The 18,698-nt window shown below is 63.6% G+C and carries 19 protein-coding genes; 9 read left to right on the top strand and 10 right to left on the bottom strand.

Going from position 1 to position 18,698, the window contains the following annotated elements; genetic code table 11:
- The first annotated feature begins 5 nt into the window (after positions 1-5).
- On the top strand, positions 6-821 hold the full coding sequence (locus SM763_RS11940; protein ID WP_368998662.1) for a thioesterase family protein: 816 nt from the start codon (positions 6-8) through the stop codon (positions 819-821).
- 327 nt (positions 822-1,148) lie between these two features.
- Here SM763_RS11940 and truA read toward each other — a convergent pair whose 3' ends face one another.
- Positions 1,149-1,928 (bottom strand): tRNA pseudouridine(38-40) synthase TruA, encoded by a 780-nt coding sequence (gene truA / locus SM763_RS11935; RefSeq protein WP_368998745.1) that lies wholly within the window; start codon positions 1,926-1,928, stop codon positions 1,149-1,151.
- A 175-nt stretch (positions 1,929-2,103) separates the two neighbouring features.
- Between truA and SM763_RS11930 the strand changes: the two genes are divergently transcribed.
- From SM763_RS11930 to SM763_RS11920, 3 genes are read left to right on the top strand one after another with little or no spacing between them, the layout of a single operon-like run.
- On the top strand, positions 2,104-3,522 hold the full coding sequence (locus tag SM763_RS11930) for a YcjX family GTP-binding protein (RefSeq protein WP_368998661.1): 1,419 nt from the start codon (positions 2,104-2,106) through the stop codon (positions 3,520-3,522).
- The gene (locus SM763_RS11925) at positions 3,519-3,974 is read left to right on the top strand and encodes a GNAT family N-acetyltransferase (RefSeq protein WP_368947205.1); all 456 of its coding nucleotides are present in this window, start codon (positions 3,519-3,521) and stop codon (positions 3,972-3,974) included. Before SM763_RS11930 ends, SM763_RS11925 begins: the two co-directional genes overlap by 4 nt.
- Positions 3,974-4,999: a YcjF family protein gene (locus SM763_RS11920; protein WP_274837626.1), complete on the top strand. Its 1,026-nt coding sequence runs from the start codon at positions 3,974-3,976 to the stop codon at positions 4,997-4,999. Before SM763_RS11925 ends, SM763_RS11920 begins: the two co-directional genes overlap by 1 nt.
- Before the next feature lie 9 nt (positions 5,000-5,008).
- On the opposite strand, the gene SM763_RS11915 is transcribed toward SM763_RS11920, so the two are convergent.
- Positions 5,009-5,449, bottom strand: a complete 441-nt coding sequence (locus SM763_RS11915; protein WP_274831332.1) for a group III truncated hemoglobin — start codon at positions 5,447-5,449, stop codon at positions 5,009-5,011.
- A 175-nt stretch (positions 5,450-5,624) separates the two neighbouring features.
- Between SM763_RS11915 and SM763_RS11910 the strand changes: the two genes are divergently transcribed.
- Complete coding sequence (locus SM763_RS11910; protein WP_368998660.1) at positions 5,625-6,920, top strand: calcium-binding protein; 1,296 nt, start codon at positions 5,625-5,627, stop codon at positions 6,918-6,920.
- Positions 6,921-7,031: 111 nt separating this feature from the next.
- Positions 7,032-7,742, top strand: coding sequence for a VIT1/CCC1 transporter family protein (locus tag SM763_RS11905; protein WP_274827710.1), 711 nt, complete (start codon positions 7,032-7,034; stop codon positions 7,740-7,742).
- A 151-nt stretch (positions 7,743-7,893) separates the two neighbouring features.
- On the opposite strand, the gene SM763_RS11900 is transcribed toward SM763_RS11905, so the two are convergent.
- Entirely contained in the window at positions 7,894-8,436 is a 543-nt protein-coding gene (locus SM763_RS11900; protein ID WP_368947200.1) for a hypothetical protein, read from the bottom strand.
- 327 nt (positions 8,437-8,763) lie between these two features.
- Here SM763_RS11900 and ileS point away from each other — a divergent pair, with 327 nt between their 5' ends.
- Positions 8,764-11,685 carry an isoleucine--tRNA ligase gene (gene ileS, locus SM763_RS11895; RefSeq protein WP_368998659.1) on the top strand — a complete coding sequence of 974 codons (2,922 nt, stop codon included), beginning with the start codon at positions 8,764-8,766 and terminating at the stop codon, positions 11,683-11,685.
- 125 nt (positions 11,686-11,810) lie between these two features.
- On the opposite strand, the gene SM763_RS11890 is transcribed toward ileS, so the two are convergent.
- The gene (locus SM763_RS11890; RefSeq protein WP_368998658.1) at positions 11,811-12,377 is read right to left on the bottom strand and encodes a hypothetical protein; all 567 of its coding nucleotides are present in this window, start codon (positions 12,375-12,377) and stop codon (positions 11,811-11,813) included.
- A 326-nt stretch (positions 12,378-12,703) separates the two neighbouring features.
- On the opposite strand from SM763_RS11890, the gene SM763_RS11885 reads away from it, so the two are divergent.
- On the top strand, positions 12,704-13,192 hold the full coding sequence (locus SM763_RS11885) for a methylated-DNA--[protein]-cysteine S-methyltransferase (RefSeq protein ID WP_368998657.1): 489 nt from the start codon (positions 12,704-12,706) through the stop codon (positions 13,190-13,192).
- A gap of 43 nt (positions 13,193-13,235) precedes the next feature.
- Here the strand turns inward: SM763_RS11885 and SM763_RS11880 are convergent, their stop codons facing one another.
- The 3 genes from SM763_RS11880 to SM763_RS11870 all read right to left on the bottom strand — a co-directional run bounded on the left by SM763_RS11880 (position 13,236) and on the right by SM763_RS11870 (position 15,023).
- A complete protein-coding gene (locus SM763_RS11880; protein WP_368998656.1) occupies positions 13,236-13,877 on the bottom strand; it encodes a hypothetical protein in 642 nt (213 codons plus the stop codon).
- Positions 13,878-14,069: 192 nt separating this feature from the next.
- Positions 14,070-14,765: a CDP-alcohol phosphatidyltransferase family protein gene (locus SM763_RS11875; RefSeq protein ID WP_065272653.1), complete on the bottom strand. Its 696-nt coding sequence runs from the start codon at positions 14,763-14,765 to the stop codon at positions 14,070-14,072.
- 39 nt (positions 14,766-14,804) lie between these two features.
- Positions 14,805-15,023 (bottom strand): hypothetical protein, encoded by a 219-nt coding sequence (locus SM763_RS11870; RefSeq protein WP_274827716.1) that lies wholly within the window; start codon positions 15,021-15,023, stop codon positions 14,805-14,807.
- 224 nt (positions 15,024-15,247) lie between these two features.
- Here SM763_RS11870 and SM763_RS11865 point away from each other — a divergent pair, with 224 nt between their 5' ends.
- Entirely contained in the window at positions 15,248-15,859 is a 612-nt protein-coding gene (locus SM763_RS11865) for a class I SAM-dependent methyltransferase (protein ID WP_368998655.1), read from the top strand.
- A 19-nt stretch (positions 15,860-15,878) separates the two neighbouring features.
- Here SM763_RS11865 and SM763_RS11860 read toward each other — a convergent pair whose 3' ends face one another.
- The 3 genes from SM763_RS11860 to fsa all read right to left on the bottom strand — a co-directional run bounded on the left by SM763_RS11860 (position 15,879) and on the right by fsa (position 18,586).
- Positions 15,879-16,799 (bottom strand): tyrosine recombinase XerC, encoded by a 921-nt coding sequence (locus SM763_RS11860; protein WP_368998654.1) that lies wholly within the window; start codon positions 16,797-16,799, stop codon positions 15,879-15,881.
- The gene (locus SM763_RS11855; protein WP_274831324.1) at positions 16,796-17,509 is read right to left on the bottom strand and encodes a DUF484 family protein; all 714 of its coding nucleotides are present in this window, start codon (positions 17,507-17,509) and stop codon (positions 16,796-16,798) included. Before SM763_RS11855 ends, SM763_RS11860 begins: the two co-directional genes overlap by 4 nt.
- A gap of 423 nt (positions 17,510-17,932) precedes the next feature.
- Positions 17,933-18,586 (bottom strand): fructose-6-phosphate aldolase, encoded by a 654-nt coding sequence (fsa, locus tag SM763_RS11850; RefSeq protein WP_065272657.1) that lies wholly within the window; start codon positions 18,584-18,586, stop codon positions 17,933-17,935.
- Between the last annotated feature and the right edge of the window lie 112 nt (positions 18,587-18,698).

The raw sequence follows: 18,698 nt of genomic DNA, 5'->3' as shown, positions 1-18,698 counted from the left end.
GGCTGATGTCAAAGGCGCGGTCGTCGAACGCCCTGTCGGCTGCGCCGTTCTTTTTCCAGCGCGCCGATGGCGCTTTTGTCGGCCATGACCCGGCCCGGGGCCCCTGGTCCCCGGATCATTGCCACGCCGGTCCGGTCACCGGGCTGGTGGCGCGGGCGGCTGAGCAGGCGGTGGGGCCGGGCAAGATGCTGACCCGGCTCACCCTCGACATCCTGCGCCCTCTGCCGCTGGCGGGGCTTTGGGTGGCGGCGGAAACCACCCGCCACACCCGGACGCTGGCAACCACTTCGGTGACTGTCCACGATGACGACGGGACGCTCTGCGTGCGGGCTTCTTCGATGCATCTGGTCGAGAAGGATCTGGGACAGGTGCCGACGGCACCGGTCACGCCCCTGCGGCTGGAGGAGGCCACGCCCGGCGATTTCACCATCGGCGCCGGGCTGCACGACAGGCCCTATTTCGGGCAGTTTCTGGATGTTGCCTATCCGCCGGGGGCGGGCTTTGGCCCTGGCCCCAAGGCGATGTGGATGCGCACGACGACCCTGCTGGAGGGAGAGGAGCAGTCGCCGATCCAGTCGATCTGCGCGCTTGCCGATTGCGGCAATGGCATTTCCTGGAACGCGCGTCCGGCCGAAATGGGCTTCATGAACACCGACCTGACCCTGCATGTGCACCGCGCCCCGGAAAGTGACTGGCTGGCCTCCGATTCCGTGTCGCATTGGCACGGCACCGGCATCGGCATGTCGCAATCGGTCCTGCAGGACACCAAAGGGCCGGTCGCAACCGCCTTGCAGACTTTGGTGCTGCACCCGCCCACCTGAGGTTGCGGTGGGGCAGGGGCTCTCCCGCCTGTTTGCAGCATTCTGCGAATGCTCCGCACAGTTGGGCGTGGCGCCGCTGGCGCGGCGCAGGGCTGCTGGGGAAGCGGTTCAGGGGCAGGTCTGCCCTGAACGCGCGCCTTCGATTGTGAGTTTGAAATGCCGCCTCAAGGGTGAACCGCGCGTGCCGCGCGGCGGCAGGGCCGCCCTTGACCCGGCAGTGGGGGAGGGATCTGCGCCGCGTCAGTGGCGCCCGGCCCAAGGCTTTGCTTTGCATCTGTGATGCAGGGAAAAGGCGCGGGAGCCCGCCCCTGCATTCTGGGACGTGTGCTACCGACTGTCTGTGGCAAAGACCGGATCGGGGTAACCGACGCGGGCCAGATAGAGGCCATGTCCGGGGCAGACCGGGCCACAGGCGGCGCGATCGCGGGCTTCAAGTGCTGCCTTTACGTCGGCGGCGGACCAGCTGCCTGCGCCGACCCGTTCCAGCGTGCCGACGAAGCTGCGCACCTGATTGTGCAGAAAGCTGCGGGCGCGCACGTGGAAATGGATTTCCGGTCCGGTGAAGCCGTCGACCCGTTCCACCGTCAGCTCGTCCAGGGTTTTGACCGGGCTGGCGGCCTGGCAGATGGTGGAGCGGAAGGTGGTGAAATCGTGGTGCCCGATCAGGTGATCTGCGGCCTGCTGCATCGCCTCGGCATCAAGTTCATGCGGCACCTGCCAGACCTGGCCTGCCTCATGGGTGGCCGGGGCGCGGCGCATCAGGATGCGGAAGAGGTATTGCCGCTCTACCGCCGAGAACCGCGCGTGCCAGTCATCGGCAACCCTTGCGCAGGCGGTGATGGCGACCGGATTGGGCTTCAGGTGGAAGTTCAGCGCCTCTGACAGGCGGAAGGGATCCCAGTCTTTCTGCAGATCGCAATGCGCCACCTGGCCCAGCCCGTGCACTCCGGCATCGGTACGTCCGGCGGCGGCGATGGTGTGATCCCCAAGCTCCAGTCGCGCCAGCGCAGCCTCGATCGCCCCCTGCACAGAGGGGTGTTCCTTCTGCCTTTGCCAGCCGGCAAAGGGCGCCCCATGATATTCGACTTTGAGAGCAAAACGCGGCATGGCGCGGCAGTAGCGTGGTGCGGGACGCAAGGCAAGTCCTTTGCCCCGACGGCCTTTGTCTGCTGCATCGGGCACTGGTATCCAGCCTGGAGCCTGCCTATCTTGGGGGCAGCGGCCCGGCCGCCGGAGCGACCAAGCAGAGCAGAGTGCAGCAGAACAGGACAAAGGCAGGCGCGTGGTACTGACATCCCTAGCCGACAGCGCAGCCCGCCGGGTCGAGGCCCTGGGCAGCAGCCTGTCGGAGACTTTTCTGGAACCGAGCCTGAGGCTCGGCGTCACCGGGCTGGCGCGGGCGGGCAAGACCGTCTTTATCACCTCTTTGGTGGCCAATCTGATGAACCGGGGCCGCATGGTGCAGCTATCGGCGGCGCGGGATGGGCGGATCGAGACCGCCTATCTGCAACCCCAGCCCGACGACACCGTGCCGCGGTTCGACTATGAATCCCATCTGGCCGCCCTCACCGGGGCTGATCCGCATTGGCCGGACAGCACCCGCGCCGTTTCCGAACTGCGCCTCAGCCTGAAGGTACGGCCCTCGGGGCTGCTTGCCGGGTTGCAGGGCCCCCGGGTGCTGCATTTGGATATCGTGGATTATCCGGGGGAATGGTTGCTGGATCTGGCGCTGCTGGACAAGAGCTATGACCAGTGGTCCGGCGAAGTGCTGGCCCGGATCGCAGGGCGGGAAGAGGCGCAGGGGTTCCTCGCTGCCGCAGGGGCCACCGATGCGCATGCCGCTCATGACGAGGGGCAGGCACAGGCGCTGGCGGCCTCCTTCACCGAATACCTTAACGCCGCGCGAAATGCCGGGTTCTATGACTGCACGCCTGGCCGGTTCCTGCTGCCGGGTGATCTCGCAGGCTCACCGGTGCTGACCTTTGCGCCGCTTGCCGCCGGGGAGGGCAGCGCGCCGCGCGGCAGCCTGCGGCGGGAAATGGCGCGCCGCTACGAGGCCTATAAGACGCGGGTGGTGAAGCCGTTCTTTCGCGATCACTTTTCCCGCATCGACCGGCAGGTGGTGCTGGTCGATGCACTGGGGGCGATCCATTCCGGCCCGCCCGCGGTCGAGGATCTACGCCAGTCGATGGCGGATATCCTGGGCGCCTTCCGGCCCGGGCGCAACCGGTTCCTGACCCGGATCCTGGGCGGCAAAAGGGTGGAGAAGATCCTGTTCGCCGCCACCAAGGCGGACCATTTGCACCACGTCCAGCATCCGCAGCTGACCGCGATCATCGAGGCGTTGACCCGAGAGGCGCAGGACCGCGCCCGCTTTGCCGGGGCGGAAACGGCGGCCCTGTCGCTGGCCTCTTTGCGGACCACGACCGAGGAAATGCGCGCCCATCAGGGACAGGAGCTACCCTGCGTGCGCGGCACATTGCTGGAGGGTGGACGGCAAGCGGCCTTCTACCCCGGCGCTTTGCCCGAGGATCCGGGCAAGCTGCTGACCCCGGCGCGGCAAGGGGCGGAGAGGTGGCTGGAGGGAGACTATCAGAGCATGGCCTTTGCGCCTGCGCCCCTGAGCCTCAGACCCGGGGATGGCCTGCCGCATATCCGACTGGACCGGGCCGCCGAATTCCTGATCGGAGATCGTCTATGAGCCTTGAATTGCGCCCGGCGCGCCCGACGGATGCGGGCACGATTGGCGATATCCTGCACCGGTTTGCGGCAGAAACGCCCTGGATGCCAGAGCTGTATTCCGGGGCCGAGGCGATTTCCTTTTGCGGGGTGATGATCGACCGGGGATGGGTCACCGTGGCCGAGGAGGGCGCCAGGGTGCTGGGATTTTTGGCCCGTGATGGCGCGGAAATCTGCGCCCTCTATCTGGCGCCCGAGGCGCGCGGGCAGGGCATAGGCAAACGCCTTCTGGACGCGGCCAAGGGGACCAGCGGGCATCTGCACCTCTGGACCTTTGAGGCCAATTCCGGGGCGCAGCGGTTCTACCTGCGCGAAGGGTTTACTGAGACGGCGCGCAGCGATGGCGCGCGCAATGACGAAGGGCTGCCGGATATTTCCTATGCCTGGCAGGCCGCGAAACAGGAGGCCGCGTGATGAGCCAGGGACCCGTCGTCTTTGATCTGGAGGAAGACCAGAAATCGGCCCCCGCTGTCAGCGATGCGCCGCCGGTTCCCGATCTTGGGCCGGAGGTGCCGAGCGGGCCGCCTCCGGCTGCCATGCAGCGGGCTGCGGCGCTGGCGGCCCGGCCTCCCTCGCGGCTGTCGCGCTGGTTCTGGGGCACGGTTCTGGCACTGCTCGGCGCGATGGTGTCCGTTGCGGCCTGGGATTTTGCCACCGGGCTGATTGCACGGGTGCCGGTTCTGGGCTGGGCGATCTCTGCCGCTTTGCTGCTGGCGCTGGTGCTGGCGGCGCTGATGCTGCTGCGCGAAGGGCTGGCGCTGGCGCGGCTGAAGCGGGTTGACGATCTGCGACAGGCCGCGATCCCGGCGGTGGAGGATCCCACGGCGGCGCGCGCCTATGTGGCGCGGCTGGAGCGGTTTTACGGAGATCGCGCGGATCTGGCCTGGCATCGCGTGCGACTGGCCGAGCGCAGCCCCGAGGTGATGGATGCCGATGCCTTGTTGCAGCTGGCCGAGGACGAGTTGCTGGCGCCGCTGGATGCGCGCGCACTGCAGGAGGTCGAAGGCGCCGCGCGGCAGGTGGCGACGGTGACGGCATTGGTGCCGCTGGCGCTGGCCGACGTGGTGACGGCGCTTGTTGCCTCGGTGCGGATGATCCGGCGGGTGGCCGAGATCTACGGCGGACGCTCGGGCCTGCTTGGCTCCTGGCGGCTGACGCGGGCGGTGCTGGCGCATCTGGTGGCCACCGGCGCGGTTGCGGCGGGGGACGATCTTCTGGAATCCGTGCTGGGCGGATCGGTCCTGTCGAAATTGTCGCGGCGGTTTGGCGAAGGCGTGGTCAATGGGGCGCTGTCGGCGCGGGTTGGCATCGCCGCGATGGAGGTCTGCCGCCCGATGCCGTTTTCCCCGCGCCACCGCCCTTCGACCCGCAGGGTCGTGCAGCGGGCGCTGTCCGGTCTGTTCTCCCGATCCAAGGCAAAGGCGGACGCAGACCGCTAGACCCGCGCCTCAGAACAGTTTGGGCGGGGCATCCTTGGGCTGGCGCATGGCGGTGACGCCGGTTCTGAAGCCTTCGCCGATCCGGTCGGCAAGGGCGCCCCAGCTTTGCGCGGTTTGTGCGGGCAGCTCAGCCTTCAGAACGCTGTGAAACAGATCAAGCCAGAGTGGGAAATGCTCGGCCTTGATATCAGGGCGGGAGACATGCACCCGCATCGGATTGCCGTTGTAGCACTTCTCGCGCAGGATCGCGTTGCGCCAGAACCGGGCGATCTTTTCCTCGTGTTCCGGCCAGTCGGTCACATGGGCGCCGAACACCGGCCCCAGCACGGGATGCTGCCGTATCTTGCCATAAAAAACACGCACGACCTCGTCGATCTCGGCGCCGCTGATGTCAAAGCGGCGCAGCGGGGCGTCTTGCGCGGGGGGGCTGGGCAGATCGGGGGAGGTCACGGGAGGTCCTGACTTTGGTTTCGAAGGACAGCAATAACCGGGCCGGGCGTGCGGGAAAAGGGGGCTGATGTAGGCCGACCGAAGCCGTTTAGAAAAAAATCGTATCGGGCATGAAACTTTTTGCGCGCGGGCTTCGTGGCTGTGGGCAGAGGTTCAAACAAAGGGAGAGATACCTATGGCCCATCTGGCTTCATCCTATGCATCCTACGAGACGTTCCTGCGCGGCGCCGACGCCTTCTGGTCGGTAGACCTGGGGGCGATGAATAATTCGGGCGTCACCGGCGATGCGCTGCTGTCGGTCAATACCGAAGAGGACGGTACCCGCTATCTGAATATCTCGATCTCGGCGGCGGGGCTGACCCCGGATGTGCGCCACGCCCAGCATGTGCATGGCACGTTTGATGACGAAGGGAACCCCTCGGATGCCCGCATGCCGGTGATTGCGGATGATGCGGATCAGGACGGATTTGTCGAAGTGCTGGAAGGGCTGGCCGCCTATGGCGACATCCTGTTGCCGCTGACCGATGGCGATGGGGTGCTGCCGATGACCCGGTCGGACGGCACGATGAATTTCATCCAGAGCTATGAGCTGGGTGACGACAGCAACTTCTTCAGCCCGGTCAGCGGCAATGACTATACCGCGGCGGATCTGATGCCGCTGGAGAACCGGGAAATCGTTATTCATGGCCAGAACGTGGGATCGGGTTTCGGCGCCGGGACCGGCGGCGAGATCAACGGATCGCAGGATGGCTATGTCGGCCTGCTACCCGTGGCCGCGGGTGAGATCGAAGGCACCAACCGGGCGCAGGCGCTCGACATCCTTGAGGACCAGTTCGAGCGCGCCTCGGAAACCGTGCGTCTGGGCGCGGGGGACGATGTCTTTGATGGCGGTCTTGGCAATGACCGGATTTATGGTGGCAAGGGCGCTGATCGGATCGATGGCGGCGCCGATGATGACTGGCTCTGGGGACGTAGCCAGAACGATGTGCTGCGCGGTGACGGTGGCGACGATCATCTTTTCGGAAACAAGGGCAGCGACCGCCTGTTCGGTGATGAGGGGGATGACCACCTGAAGGGTCACGGTGGCGGCGATGATCTGAACGGCGGCTCTGGCAATGACATGCTGAAAGGCCACCGCGGAGATGATATGCTGGAGGGCGGCGCCGGACGCGACATGCTGAAGGGTCACAGCGGCGATGATGTCCTGACCGGCGGCAATGGCCGCGACGTGCTGACCGGTGGCGCGGGCTGGGATGAGTTCGTCTATACCGATATGCGCGAAGGGCGCGACCGGATCACCGATTTTGAGGACGGGATCGACCTGATCAGCCTCAATACCCTGGGCATGGATTTTGCCGATCTCAGCATCAGCGATGCGGGGCGCGGCGCGCGGGTGGAATTTGGCAATACCTCGATCCTGCTCGAAGGCGTCATGGCGGATCAGCTGGACCAAAGCGATTTCATCTTCTGATCCCTGCTGTTGAGGGCAAAACAACGACGGGGCGCGGTCTTCTATTTGAGGGCTGCGCCCCTTCTTTTGCCGCGATAGGGTAGCGTAAATGCCCTGCCCGGAGACCCCACAATGACAGACCACGGCCACAGCCCGCAGGAGATCAAGGACCGGATCGGCGCACCGCCGGGGCGGGGGGTGCTGCGCGATGTGGTCTATGGCGGCATCGACGGATCCGTCACCACCTTTGCCATCGTGGCGGGGGTGGCGGGCGCGGGGCTGTCGCCCTTTGTGATCGTGGCGCTGGGGCTGGCCAATGTGCTGGCCGATGGGTTCTCCATGGCGGCAGGCAACTATTCCGGCACCAAGGCTGAACTGGACGACGCCCGCCGACTGCGCCAGGTCGAGAACCATCATATCGATCACTACCCGGATGGAGAGCGCGAGGAGGTGCGAGAGATCCTGCGGCTCAAGGGTTTGAGCGGTCGCGTGCTGGACGAGGCCACTGACGAGATCTGCAAGAACCGCGAAACCTGGGTCGACCTGATGATCGAGGGGGAATACGGGCTGGCCGGGGTGGACCCGCACCCGATGAAGGCCGCCATCGCTACCTTTGCTGCCTTTCTGGTGGCGGGGATGGTGCCGCTGCTGCCCTTCCTCTTCGGTCTTTCCAACGCCTTTACCGTGTCATCCTGGATGACCATGGGCTGTTTCTTTGCCATTGGCGCCCTCAAAAGCCGCTGGTCGCTGGCGCCCTGGTGGCGCTCGGGCGGGGAAACGCTGGTGATCGGCGGCGCGGCGGCGGCCATGGCCTATGGCGTGGGGCTGATGTTCCACGCTTGAGGCGCGGTGTCTGCCCGGCGGGGGAAAATGTTTCGCGTGCGAAACGGTTTAAGACCTTGTTAGGTTATCCTGACAGTCCATTTTTATGGCGCGCTGAGGCCCCGCAACGGGGGCCGCAGAACCTTTGCTTCTGACTGATCCGCAGCGCGGGTCACTTGACCTGGATTTTTGGAGGGTAGCCGTAGAGGTCCAGAGACTTGTCACGTTCACTGGACATTCCGGCCAGCACAGCCGCCCCCAGCAGACCACCACCCCAAAGAACCTGCGCTGCGGCATTTTCCTGGGCCTTGAGCTTGGTGAGGTTCGTCACCTCTATGGTTTGAGTGACAGTCTTTTTGCCATCTGTGCAGGCGATCGTCATCGGCGGTGTGGCGCGACCAAAGCTGGGCAGGTTCACCTTGCCCGGAACCCGCAGGGCGCCCGAAAAGGCGGAACTGGTCAGTGTACAGTCCGCTTGGGTCATGGGGGGATTGGCTTCGTTCAACTCGTTTTGCGCAAAGCTGATCCGGGTCTGTGTCGCCGTTTGCAATGGCAGCTTTTTCCCGGCCGCAGTCAGCGAGATATTCTTTGAGACAGGCAGCTGTTCTGCGGTTTGCAGCCTGCTGGCGTAGGTTTCGCTGGGGGATTCTGCTGTGTCGCAAGCCGAAAGCGTGACGCTGGCGGAAAGCAGCGCGGGTAGAATGTAGGTTTTCACTAAAAAGGGTCCTGTGTTGTGTTTTTTTAATTGATTATTCCTCCGTAAATACAGCGCATGGGTGTGTCCGGCAACTGTTGAGGCGCAAGAATGTTGCGCAGCAGCGCAGGGTGTCGCGACGTTGTGTGCTTTACCCTCCTGATGCAGCGCCCTATAAGGCCCGCATGTCCCACCGTGCGGCCATCATTATTCGAATTACGTACCCGGCGCTCTGATCCGAACACGGAATCCTAAGAGCCGCCGGGCAAAGGTGCTTGAGCCATCGCACCGAACCGAATATCCCACAGATAATCCTGACGACGACCAGCTATTCAAAGGACGCCACCGATGTGCGCCGACACGCCTCAGACCCCCGACTATAAGAACACCCTGAACCTGCCCAAGACCGATTTCCCCATGCGCGCGGGCCTGCCCAAGCGGGAACCCGCATGGCTGGAACGCTGGGCAAAGATCGGTGTCTATGACCGGCTGCGCGAAAACAACGAAGGCCGCGAGCCGTTCACGCTGCATGATGGCCCGCCCTACGCCAACGGCCACCTGCACATCGGTCACGCGCTGAACAAGACCATCAAGGACATGATCGTGCGCTCGCACCAGATGATGGGCTATGATGCGCGTTACGTGCCGGGCTGGGACTGCCACGGTCTGCCGATCGAATGGAAGATTGAGGAACAGTACCGCAAGAAGGGTAAGAACAAGGACGCGGTGCCAGTCATCGAGTTCCGCCAGGAATGCCGCGCCTTTGCCGATGAATGGGTCGATATCCAGCGCGAAGAGTTCAAGCGTCTTGGCATCACCGGCAACTGGGCGAATCCGTACCTTACGATGGATTACCACGCCGAAGCGGTGATCGCGGGCGAATTCCAGAAGTTCCTGATGAATGGCACGCTTTATCAGGGCTCCAAACCCGTGATGTGGTCGCCGGTGGAAAAAACCGCGCTGGCCGAGGCCGAGGTGGAATACCACGACAAGGAAAGCTTCACCATCTGGGTGAAGTTCAAGGTGGCCGAGCCTGCCGATCACAAACTGGCAGGTGCCTATGTGGTGATCTGGACCACCACCCCCTGGACCATGCCCTCGAACAAGGCCGTGGTTTACGGCGAAGACATTGCCTATGGCCTTTATGAGGTGACCGGCACGCCAGAGGAATCCTGGGTCAAGGTGGGCGACAAATACGTTCTGGCCGATAACCTGGCCGCTGACGTCATGAAGCGCGCGCGGCTGGAGGAAGACCAGTATACCCGCGTTGCCGATGTGCCGGTGGCCGATCTCGAAGGCATCGGCCTGACCCACCCCCTCGCAGGTGCCGAAGGCTCCAACGGCGAATGGGACGATATCCGCGATTTCCGCGCGGCCGATTTCGTCACCGACACCGAAGGCACCGGTTTCGTACACTGCGCGCCCAGCCACGGGATGGAGGAATTCGAACTCTACCGTGACCTTGGCATGCTGAAGCAGGTCATCACCTACAACGTGATGGACGACGGTTCCTTCCGTGCCGATCTGCCGTTCTTTGGCGGCAAATACATCCTGAACCGCAAAGGCGGCGAGGGCGATGCCAACAAGACCGTCATCGACAAGCTGGTCGAGGTCGGCGGGCTGATGGCGCGTGGCAAGATCAAGCACAGCTATCCGCATTCCTGGCGCTCCAAGGCACCGATCATCTATCGCAACACGCCGCAGTGGTTTGCAGCGGTGGACAAGGAATTGGGTGACGGGCTCGATACCTATGGCAAGACCATCCGCGAGCGGGCGCTGACCTCGATCGACCAGCTGGTGAAATGGACGCCGCAGACCGGGCGTAACCGCCTCTATTCGATGATCGAAGCGCGCCCTGACTGGGTGCTGTCGCGCCAGCGCGCCTGGGGTGTGCCGCTGACCTGCTTCACCAAAAAGGGCGCCCTGCCCACCGATGACGATTTCCTGCTGCGCAACGATGAGGTCAACGCCCGTATCGTCGCCGCCTTTGACGAAAAGGGCGCCGATGTCTGGTACGAGGACGGCTTCAAGGCGCAGGTGCTGGACGGTATCGTTGATCCCGACGCCTATGATCAGGTCTTTGACGTTCTCGACGTGTGGTTCGATTCCGGCTCCACCCACGCCTTTGTGCTGCGTGACCGCGAAGATGGCACCGAGGACGGCATCGCCGATGTCTACATGGAAGGCACCGACCAGCACCGCGGCTGGTTCCACTCTTCCCTGCTGGAGGCCTGTGGCACCCTGGGCCGCGCGCCTTACCGCAATGTGGTGACCCACGGCTTTACGCTGGACGAGAAGGGCATGAAGATGTCCAAATCGCTGGGCAACACAATTGTGCCGGAAAAGGTCGTGCAGCAATACGGCGCCGATATCCTGCGTCTGTGGGTGGCTCAGACCGATTACACCGCCGACCAGCGGATCGGTCCGGAGATCCTGAAAGGCACCGCCGACAGCTATCGCCGCTTGCGCAACACCATGCGGTATATGCTGGGCAGCCTTGGCGATTTCACCGAAGACCAGCGCGTTGATCCCGCCGATATGCCCGAGCTGGAGCAATGGGTGCTGCACCGCCTTGCGGAACTGGATCACAAGGTGCGCTCCGGCTATGCCGCCTTCGACTTCCAGGGCGTGTTCTCCGCGGTCTTCACCTTTGCCACCGTCGATCTGTCGGCCTTCTATTTCGACGTGCGCAAGGATGCGCTCTATTGTGATGGTGATACGCTGAATGCCCGCGCCGCGCGCACCGTTCTGGACATCCTGTTTCACCGCCTGACCACCTGGCTGGCGCCGATCCTGGTCTTCACCATGGAAGAAGTCTGGCTGGAACGCTTCCCGGGCGAGGACAGCTCGGTGCATCTGGTGGACATCCCCGAAACCCCGGCCGACTGGTTGAACGAGCCGCTGGCCGCGAAATGGGCCGCGATCCGTCAGGCCCGCCGGGTGGTGACCTCGGCGCTGGAAATCCAGCGCACCGACAAGGTGATCGGTGCCTCGCTTGAAGCAGCGCCGGTGGTGCATCTGCGCGATGCGGAAGTTCTGGAGGCGCTTAAATCGGTGAATTTTGCCGATATCTGCATCACCTCGGATGTGGTGCTGACTGGCGATCCGGCCCCTGCCGAAGCCTTCCGCATGCCCGAGATCGACGGCATCTCGGTTGTGTTTGAAAAGGCAGAAGGCGAGAAATGCCAGCGCTGCTGGAAGATCCTGCCGGATGTGGGCACCCATGCCCATGCCGGTGTCTGCGGTCGCTGCGACAGCGCGCTGAGCTAAGACTTACCGCCTCCTTTTGCGGGGGCGGGTCCAAAACAGATTGCGCCGCCGTTGCCTGTTGAGGGCAACGGCGGCGCTTTTTCGTCGGAATTCCGGGTCTTTGGAGAGGGGGAGGCGCGCGGAGATCAGGCAGCAACGACCTTTTGCGCCGCCTTGTAATTGGCGCAGGCGTTGATGACGTTCATCGGCAGCGGCCCAACCGGGTGGCCGGCCAGCAGAGCGATATACTGCCGCCACAGCGCCTTGGCGGCGGCGGAAATTTCGGACTGGGCACCGTAGGCAGAGCCTGTCACGCGTTCCCGGCGCATGTCGTCCTGCGCCTTTTCCCAGGGTGATGCATCCGGTTGCCCCGGCATCTGCTGGGCGTCGCGCACCGCCAAGGACGGTTTGGCCGGGCCAGTGAAGACCGAGTTCACACTGCTATTCTGCATCTTTGGCGAGTTTTGCAGGGCCTCTTCGCGCTGCTGCCGGAAGGCCATGCCCTGCTGGCTGCCATCGACCTGTTCGGTCGCGGCTTGAATCTTTTCCTTCTCAGGCAAGGCTTTCAGGCGATAGGCCGATTGTTCGGAGAGGCCCATCTTTTCGGACAGGCTGGCGTTCTCCTTTTCAGCCTGCACTGGGCCGACCATGACCGGCTGATTGGCTGACCAGCTTTGTTTCCAGGCCAGGTTGGCCGCATCCAGTCGAATCATGTCCTTGTTCCCACCTTTACTTTACCGAGACGTGCAGCTGATCTGTTCCGGCATTGCTCCTCCAGATGGCCGAAAGGCTGTCCGTGGCAGAGGCCGGGATATTGCAGCACGACGCAGGCACCCCGCTCTGCGTGCCATCATTAATACATATTAATTAAAGTGCTTGGCACCTGCCCGCTTGGGCAGGGGAGAGCGGCAGAGGGATATGGCACCTATACCAAAGTGCGCATTTCGCGCCCTGAGCGGGGCGCTTGTGCTTGCGGCCCGCTTCGCCCCGCCGCAGGGTGGGAGCGCCCTAAGTGAACAACCGCAAGAGGATAGAACGCATGCAGCAGCCGAGCGCGCATCTGAAAACCCCGGTCGGGCGGGTGGTCGTGACCGCGCAAGATGGGGTGATCACCCGGCTATGCTGGCAGGAAACTCCCGCAGAACCTGCGCAGGCGCACGCCGGAGATGCCGCAACGAAGGAGGTGCTGAGCCGGGCAGTGGCGCAGCTGCGTGGCTATTTCGCCGGAGAGCTGAAGGCCTTCAGCCTGCCGCTGGATGTGGCAGGGTCCGCCTATCAGCAGGCAGTTTGTGCGGAAATCGCCGCCATTCCCTTTGGCGAAACGCGCACCTACGGTCAGCTGGCGCAGACTCTTGGCAGTTCGGCGCAGGCGGTGGGCAATGCCTGCGGCGCTAATCCCATTCCGATCATTATTCCCTGTCACCGGGTGCTGGGGGGAAGCGGGCTTGGCGGGTTTTCAGGCCGGGGCGGGGTCGAAACAAAAGTATCCCTGCTGCGCCATGAGGGCGCGGCAGGGTTGCTGATTTGAGATCCTAGGATTTGTCCGTCAGGCGGGGCGCCTGAAGCGCTGTTCAGGAAAACAGTGCTTTCGTCTTGTCATACTCTGACATGGCGCCGGTGCCGGTTGCGGCAGGATCGCCTGCGGCCAGACCCAGAACGACGGTTTCCATATCTGCGCCGCTGGTCTCTGCCAGGCTGGTGTCCGCCTGCGCGGGCTCGGCCTCTTCGGGGACCTCAAGCGGGCTGACCGCGACCTCGGTCGCCGGATCGCTGTCGCTGACATTGCTCACCGAAACGGTGATCTCGCCCGCTTCATTGGTTTCAAACAGGGCCACAAGGCCGCCGTGTTCGCCGTTCTCGAAGTTGATCCTGATCTCACCGCCGCCGGTGCCGCTGTCTGTCGCGACATTCAGCCCGCCGTCCTCGCGGGTGACCTCGATGTCGAATGCGCCACCGAGGTCTTCAATTCGGATGGAAATTTCGCCAAAGCTGCCGTTCAGCACCGCATTGACACCCGTGGGTTGTGTGGTTTCTGCCGGAGGCTCTGCGGGCGTTTCAGCGGCCTGCTTGGCGCGCCAGCCCCAGGCCTTGGCATGATCGGGCGGACCAACGCGGTCCGGCTGGTCCGACTGTCCGGGCGGGGTGAACTGCCGGGGCGCAGAGTGGGCGTGATGGGCGGATGACAGGCCGCCGGGGGCATGGATCGAATTCATGGTATGATCTCCTGAACGATTGGAACGCACCCCCGGTGCAAAGGATGCTCCATCGATCCTGACGATCAGAATTTAAGGCAGGCTTACCCTAGGGAAGCCATAGTGCCTCGCATTTGAGACGGCTTTGAGACGTATTCAGAAGCTACTGGTTTCAGGCCGGTTTTGTCGCACGTGGTTGCGTCTGCAGCAGGCTCAGGCGCGTTTGGGCGGGAAGATCTGCTGCACGATCCCGACGAAAAGCAGGTAGACCGAGGTCACGATCAGCCCCCAGTGGGCCCAGCTTTCGGGATGGAAATCGATCCAGGCCGCATAGCCTGCCAGCGCGGTCCAGACCAGCGCCACCGGCAGCGAAATGCGGCGCCAGCGCTGGGTGCGGACCGGATGAATGAACTTCAGCGGCAGGAACATCGCGATGGAGAGCAACGTCACCAGCGCCAGGCTGGTCCAGTGGCTCGGCTCCAGCGCAAAGATCACCAGCACCAGCATGTTCCAGCAGCCGGGGAAGCCGGAAAAGGAGTTGTCCTTGGTCTTCATCCGGGTGTCAGCAAAATACATCGCGCTGGCAAAGGTGATGACGATAATGGCGAACCAGCCGGTCCAGCCTGCCATCAGCCCGGATTTAAACAGGGCAAAAGCCGGGATGAAGACATAGGTCAGGTAATCGATGATTAGATCCAGCAGGACCCCGTCAAACTGCGGCGCGTAGCGTTTTACGTGATAATGCCGCGCCAGGGGGCCATCCACACCGTCCACCGCAAAGGCCACCACCAGCCACAGGAACATCAGGCTCCACTTGGCATCGGCGGCCGCCAGCATTGCCAGAATGGCAAAGACGGCGCCGGTGGCGGTTAGAAGATGAACGAGAATGGCGCGGATCTGAGGTTTCATTCACCCGTGATGGCGAATTTGCCCTCGGCCCGCAAGGGTTCAGTGCAGCGTTTTGCTGATATGGGGCGCGTTTTCCACGGCCGCATCAAAGGCGGCACCATCATCGGACATATAAAGCATTTCCCTTACGACGCCGGGGATGGAGCCGGGGAAGGGCCAATGCGAAACAGGAATGGAGCGGGGGAGGCGGATCTGAGAGACGGGCGCCGCCGGTGCAGCGGGGGCCTGGCCAAAACAGAAATGGGGGTCGTGATACATAGGGCATCCTTTCTGGAGCGGGTTTGCCCCTATCAACTCTGAACGCGGTTAAGGAGAGGTTGTCGGCAGGCTTCGGAATATATTGCATTTTATTTATTCCGCGCGCTTGGATGCCTGTCTTATCCGGTGGGGGGCCGCCTGAGCGTTTTGCATTCTGATAATCGCATGTCTAATGTGCTGGCCAGATATGCTCCGGCACGGGGAGCGTCTGAAGGGGGAGCGCGATGCCAGACCAGAGCGCACATTGGAATGCTGTCTATGAGAGCAAGGCGCCGACGAGCGTCAGCTGGTATCAGGCGTATCCCAAGGCTTCGCTGAAGGCTATTGATCTGATCGGCGCGCAGGATCAGCCGTTTCTGGACGTCGGGGGAGGCGCTTCGGATCTGGCGGCGGTTCTGCTGGAACGTGGCTGGCGGGATCTGACGGTTCTGGATATCTCCGACGCTGCTTTGGCGGTACAGGCACAGCGGCTGGGAGACCGGGCGCAGGACGTCGTGCGCATCGCGGCCAATATCACTGAATGGGTGCCGCCGCGCGCCTATGGGATCTGGCACGATCGGGCGGTGTTCCACTTTCTGACCAACGCGGCCGACCGTGCCGCCTATGTGGCTGCTTTGCGGGTTGGGGTGCGTCCCGATGGACATGTGATCCTTGCAACCTTTGCGCCGGACGGGCCGGAGACATGCAGCGGCCTGCCGGTGCGCAGATATTCCGCCGAAGGGCTGGGGCAGGAGCTGGGGGACGCGTTCACCCTGTTGCACGACTGGCGAGAAGTACACCAGACACCGGGCGGCGCCGAGCAACCCTTTACCTGGGCTGTCTTCCAGCGACGCTGAGGGGCCTTTCGGTCTGAGATCAAGCCTTGGGATGGGCGCGGTTGTAGACTTCCATCAGATGCGCCGTATCCACCGCCGTGTAGGCCTGCGTGGTGGAAAGCGAGGCATGGCCCAGAAGCTCCTGAATGGCGCGCAGATCGCCTCCGGCCTCCAGCAGGTGGGTGGCAAAACTGTGCCGCAGCGCGTGGGGCGTGGCCGAGGCAGGCAGGCCCAGCTGGGCGCGGGTTCTGGCCATGACCCCCTGGATCTGGCGGGGGTTGAGGGCACCACCGCGCTGGCCGCGAAACAGCGGTGCGTCCTGCATCTGCGGATGCGGGCAGAGGTCCAGATAGCGATCCACGGCATCGCGGGCGGCAGCGATCACAGGCACCACCCGTTCCTTTTCGCCCTTGCCCTTGATCCGCAGGACCTGTGGCAGGGGCGCATCGCCGCCGGTGAGGCTGAGCGCCTCGGAAATGCGCAAGCCGCAGCCGTAAAGCAGAGTCACGACCGCAACATCGCGGGCGGCGACCCAGTCGCTGGTGGATTGCAGCTCGACCGTCTCGATGACGGCGCGGGCAGCGTCCTGCGCCAGCGGGCGGGGCAGCTTTTTCTGGAACTTCGGTGCCCGCACCGCAAGAACCGCGGTGGGCTCGAACCCTTCGCGTGTCGCCAGCCAGCGATAGAAGCTTTTGACCGAGGAGAGTTTGCGTGCCAGCGAGCGTGAACCGGTGCCCGCGCTGCGCTCGGAGGCCATCCAGGCGCGCATGTCGGCGGTAGAGATCTGCGCCAGCGCCCCCAGCCCCTGTGGGCCGCCGGTATGGCTGGTCATGAAGGCGAGGAAGCTGGTGACATCGCCCTGATAGGCGGTGATCGTATTGGCCGAGGCGCTCCCCAGCGCGGCAAGCCCCTCCAGCCAGTGCTGCAGGGCGTCGCGGCAGGCCGGGGAGATCAGGCTCATGACAGCCAGCGGCGCATGGTTCGTTCAAAGACACCCGCGAAGAAGCCGAGAAGGTCGGTGCCCTGCTGCGGCGAGAACTGATGCGGATCCTCAGAGCCGAGCACCAGCATGCCGGGCAGGCGGCCGCTGCCCAGATCCAGCTTCAGGCAAGCTTCGGAGCGGATCCACTCCGCCTTGCCGCCATAGATCCGGGCGCTGCCGGTCTGCAACTGGCGCAGGGTGACCTGACGGTCCGGCCCGCCGCGCCCGCCTGCGGCGGCATAGTCGGCGACATAGCCGGGCGAGACGATTTTCAGCACATCGCCGATACGTTCGGCGGCGGCGCTGCCGTCCTCCTGCCGGGTTTCCAGCACCAGCGCCAGCGCATCGACGCGCAGGATTTCGGCCATCTCCTGATTGAGGCTGGCCAGGAAACCGGTGAAATCGGTGGGGTCCAGCAGGCGCAGCACCGCGCGGTGGATCTGGTTGGTGCCGGACAGGTTTTCATAGGCCGCGGCGATGACTGAACGGTGCGTATCCTCCAGCCGATCCAGCCGCGCCTCCAGCCGCTCCATGGCGATGCCGCGCAGATCCACGATATTCGAGCCCATGGCGCGTTCATTGGCGCTGACGAGGGCGTTCATCAGATTCTGATCCTCCAGGATCGCGTCTGGTTTTTCCAGAATCGCGGCGCGCAGGGCGTCGTCGAGTTTGGCGGTATTGCTGCTCATGTTCGAACCTCTTTGGGGTCTTTTGACCGGGTTATAACATGGGTTTTGGGCGATGCGGGTGAAAAATGTGTCTCTGGTGGGAAAACGCCGAAGCTCCGCATCAAGGGTATCGGGAGGCTCCCGCCCACTGCGGGGCCGCCATGGGCGGCCTCCTCGCTGGTTGGGCCGGGCGCCGGGCTGTTGCCCGGCGTGGCGGTCCTGGCGGACCTTTTGAGGTTTGCTGAGAAGCGTTTGAGGGGGCGCTCTGCCCCCTCAAAGCGCCCTGTCGATTGTGTTTTGAAAGGCGCCGCATCAAGGGTGGATCGCGCGGGGCGCGACCGCTGCGCGGCCCTTGACCCGGCGGTTTGCGCCGGATCAGGAAACGCCAAGAAAAAAGCGCCCCGGGATGGGGCGCCTTTGGGTCGTTGGAATATTGGCCCCGGATCAGAGGATCTTGATGCCTGCGTCCTTGATGTCGGCGAGGAAGGCATCAAGCCCCTTGTCGGTGAGCGGGTGGTTCACCATGGATTTGATCACGGCAGGAGGTGCGGTGATCACGTCGGCGCCGATGCGAGCAGAGTCCAGCACGTGGTTCACGGTGCGGATCGAGGCGGCGAGAATCTCGGTCTCGAACCCGTAGTTGTCGTAGATGGTGCGGATGTCCTCGATCAGCTCCATGCCATCGAGGTTGATGTCATCCAGACGCCCGATGAAGGGAGAGATGAAGCTGGCACCGGCCTTGGCCGCCAGAAGTGCCTGATTGGCGGAGAAGCACAGCGTCACGTTGACCATATTTCCGTCGTCGCTGAGCACCTTGCAGGCCTTGAGGCCATCCCAGGTCAGCGGCACCTTGACGGCGATATTCTCGGCGATTTCGACCAGCTTGCGGCCTTCGGCGATCATGGTTTCGGCATCGGTGGCCGTCACTTCGGCGGAAACGGGACCGTCGACCAGATCACAGATTTCCTTGGTGACTTCGATGATGTCACGGCCGGATTTCTTGATCAGCGAGGGGTTGGTGGTGACGCCATCCACCATGCCAAGGTCATTGAGTTCGGCAATGGCATCGATTTCGGCGGTATCTACGAAGAATTTCATATCCGGGAATCCTTTGGCGTGGGTTGGCCTTGATTGGGCTAGCCTTTACCTCATGGGGGAGGCATTAAAAAGCCCCGGCGGTTTTGCAGGGACACTTTGCACGGACAATTTG

The organism is Pseudophaeobacter sp. C1-32P7 (genome assembly GCF_041008775.1).
Classification (GTDB): domain Bacteria; phylum Pseudomonadota; class Alphaproteobacteria; order Rhodobacterales; family Rhodobacteraceae; genus Phycobacter; species Phycobacter gallaeciensis_A.
Note: the sequence above shows the minus strand (reverse complement) of the source record. Positions and strands in the feature narration are given on the sequence as shown.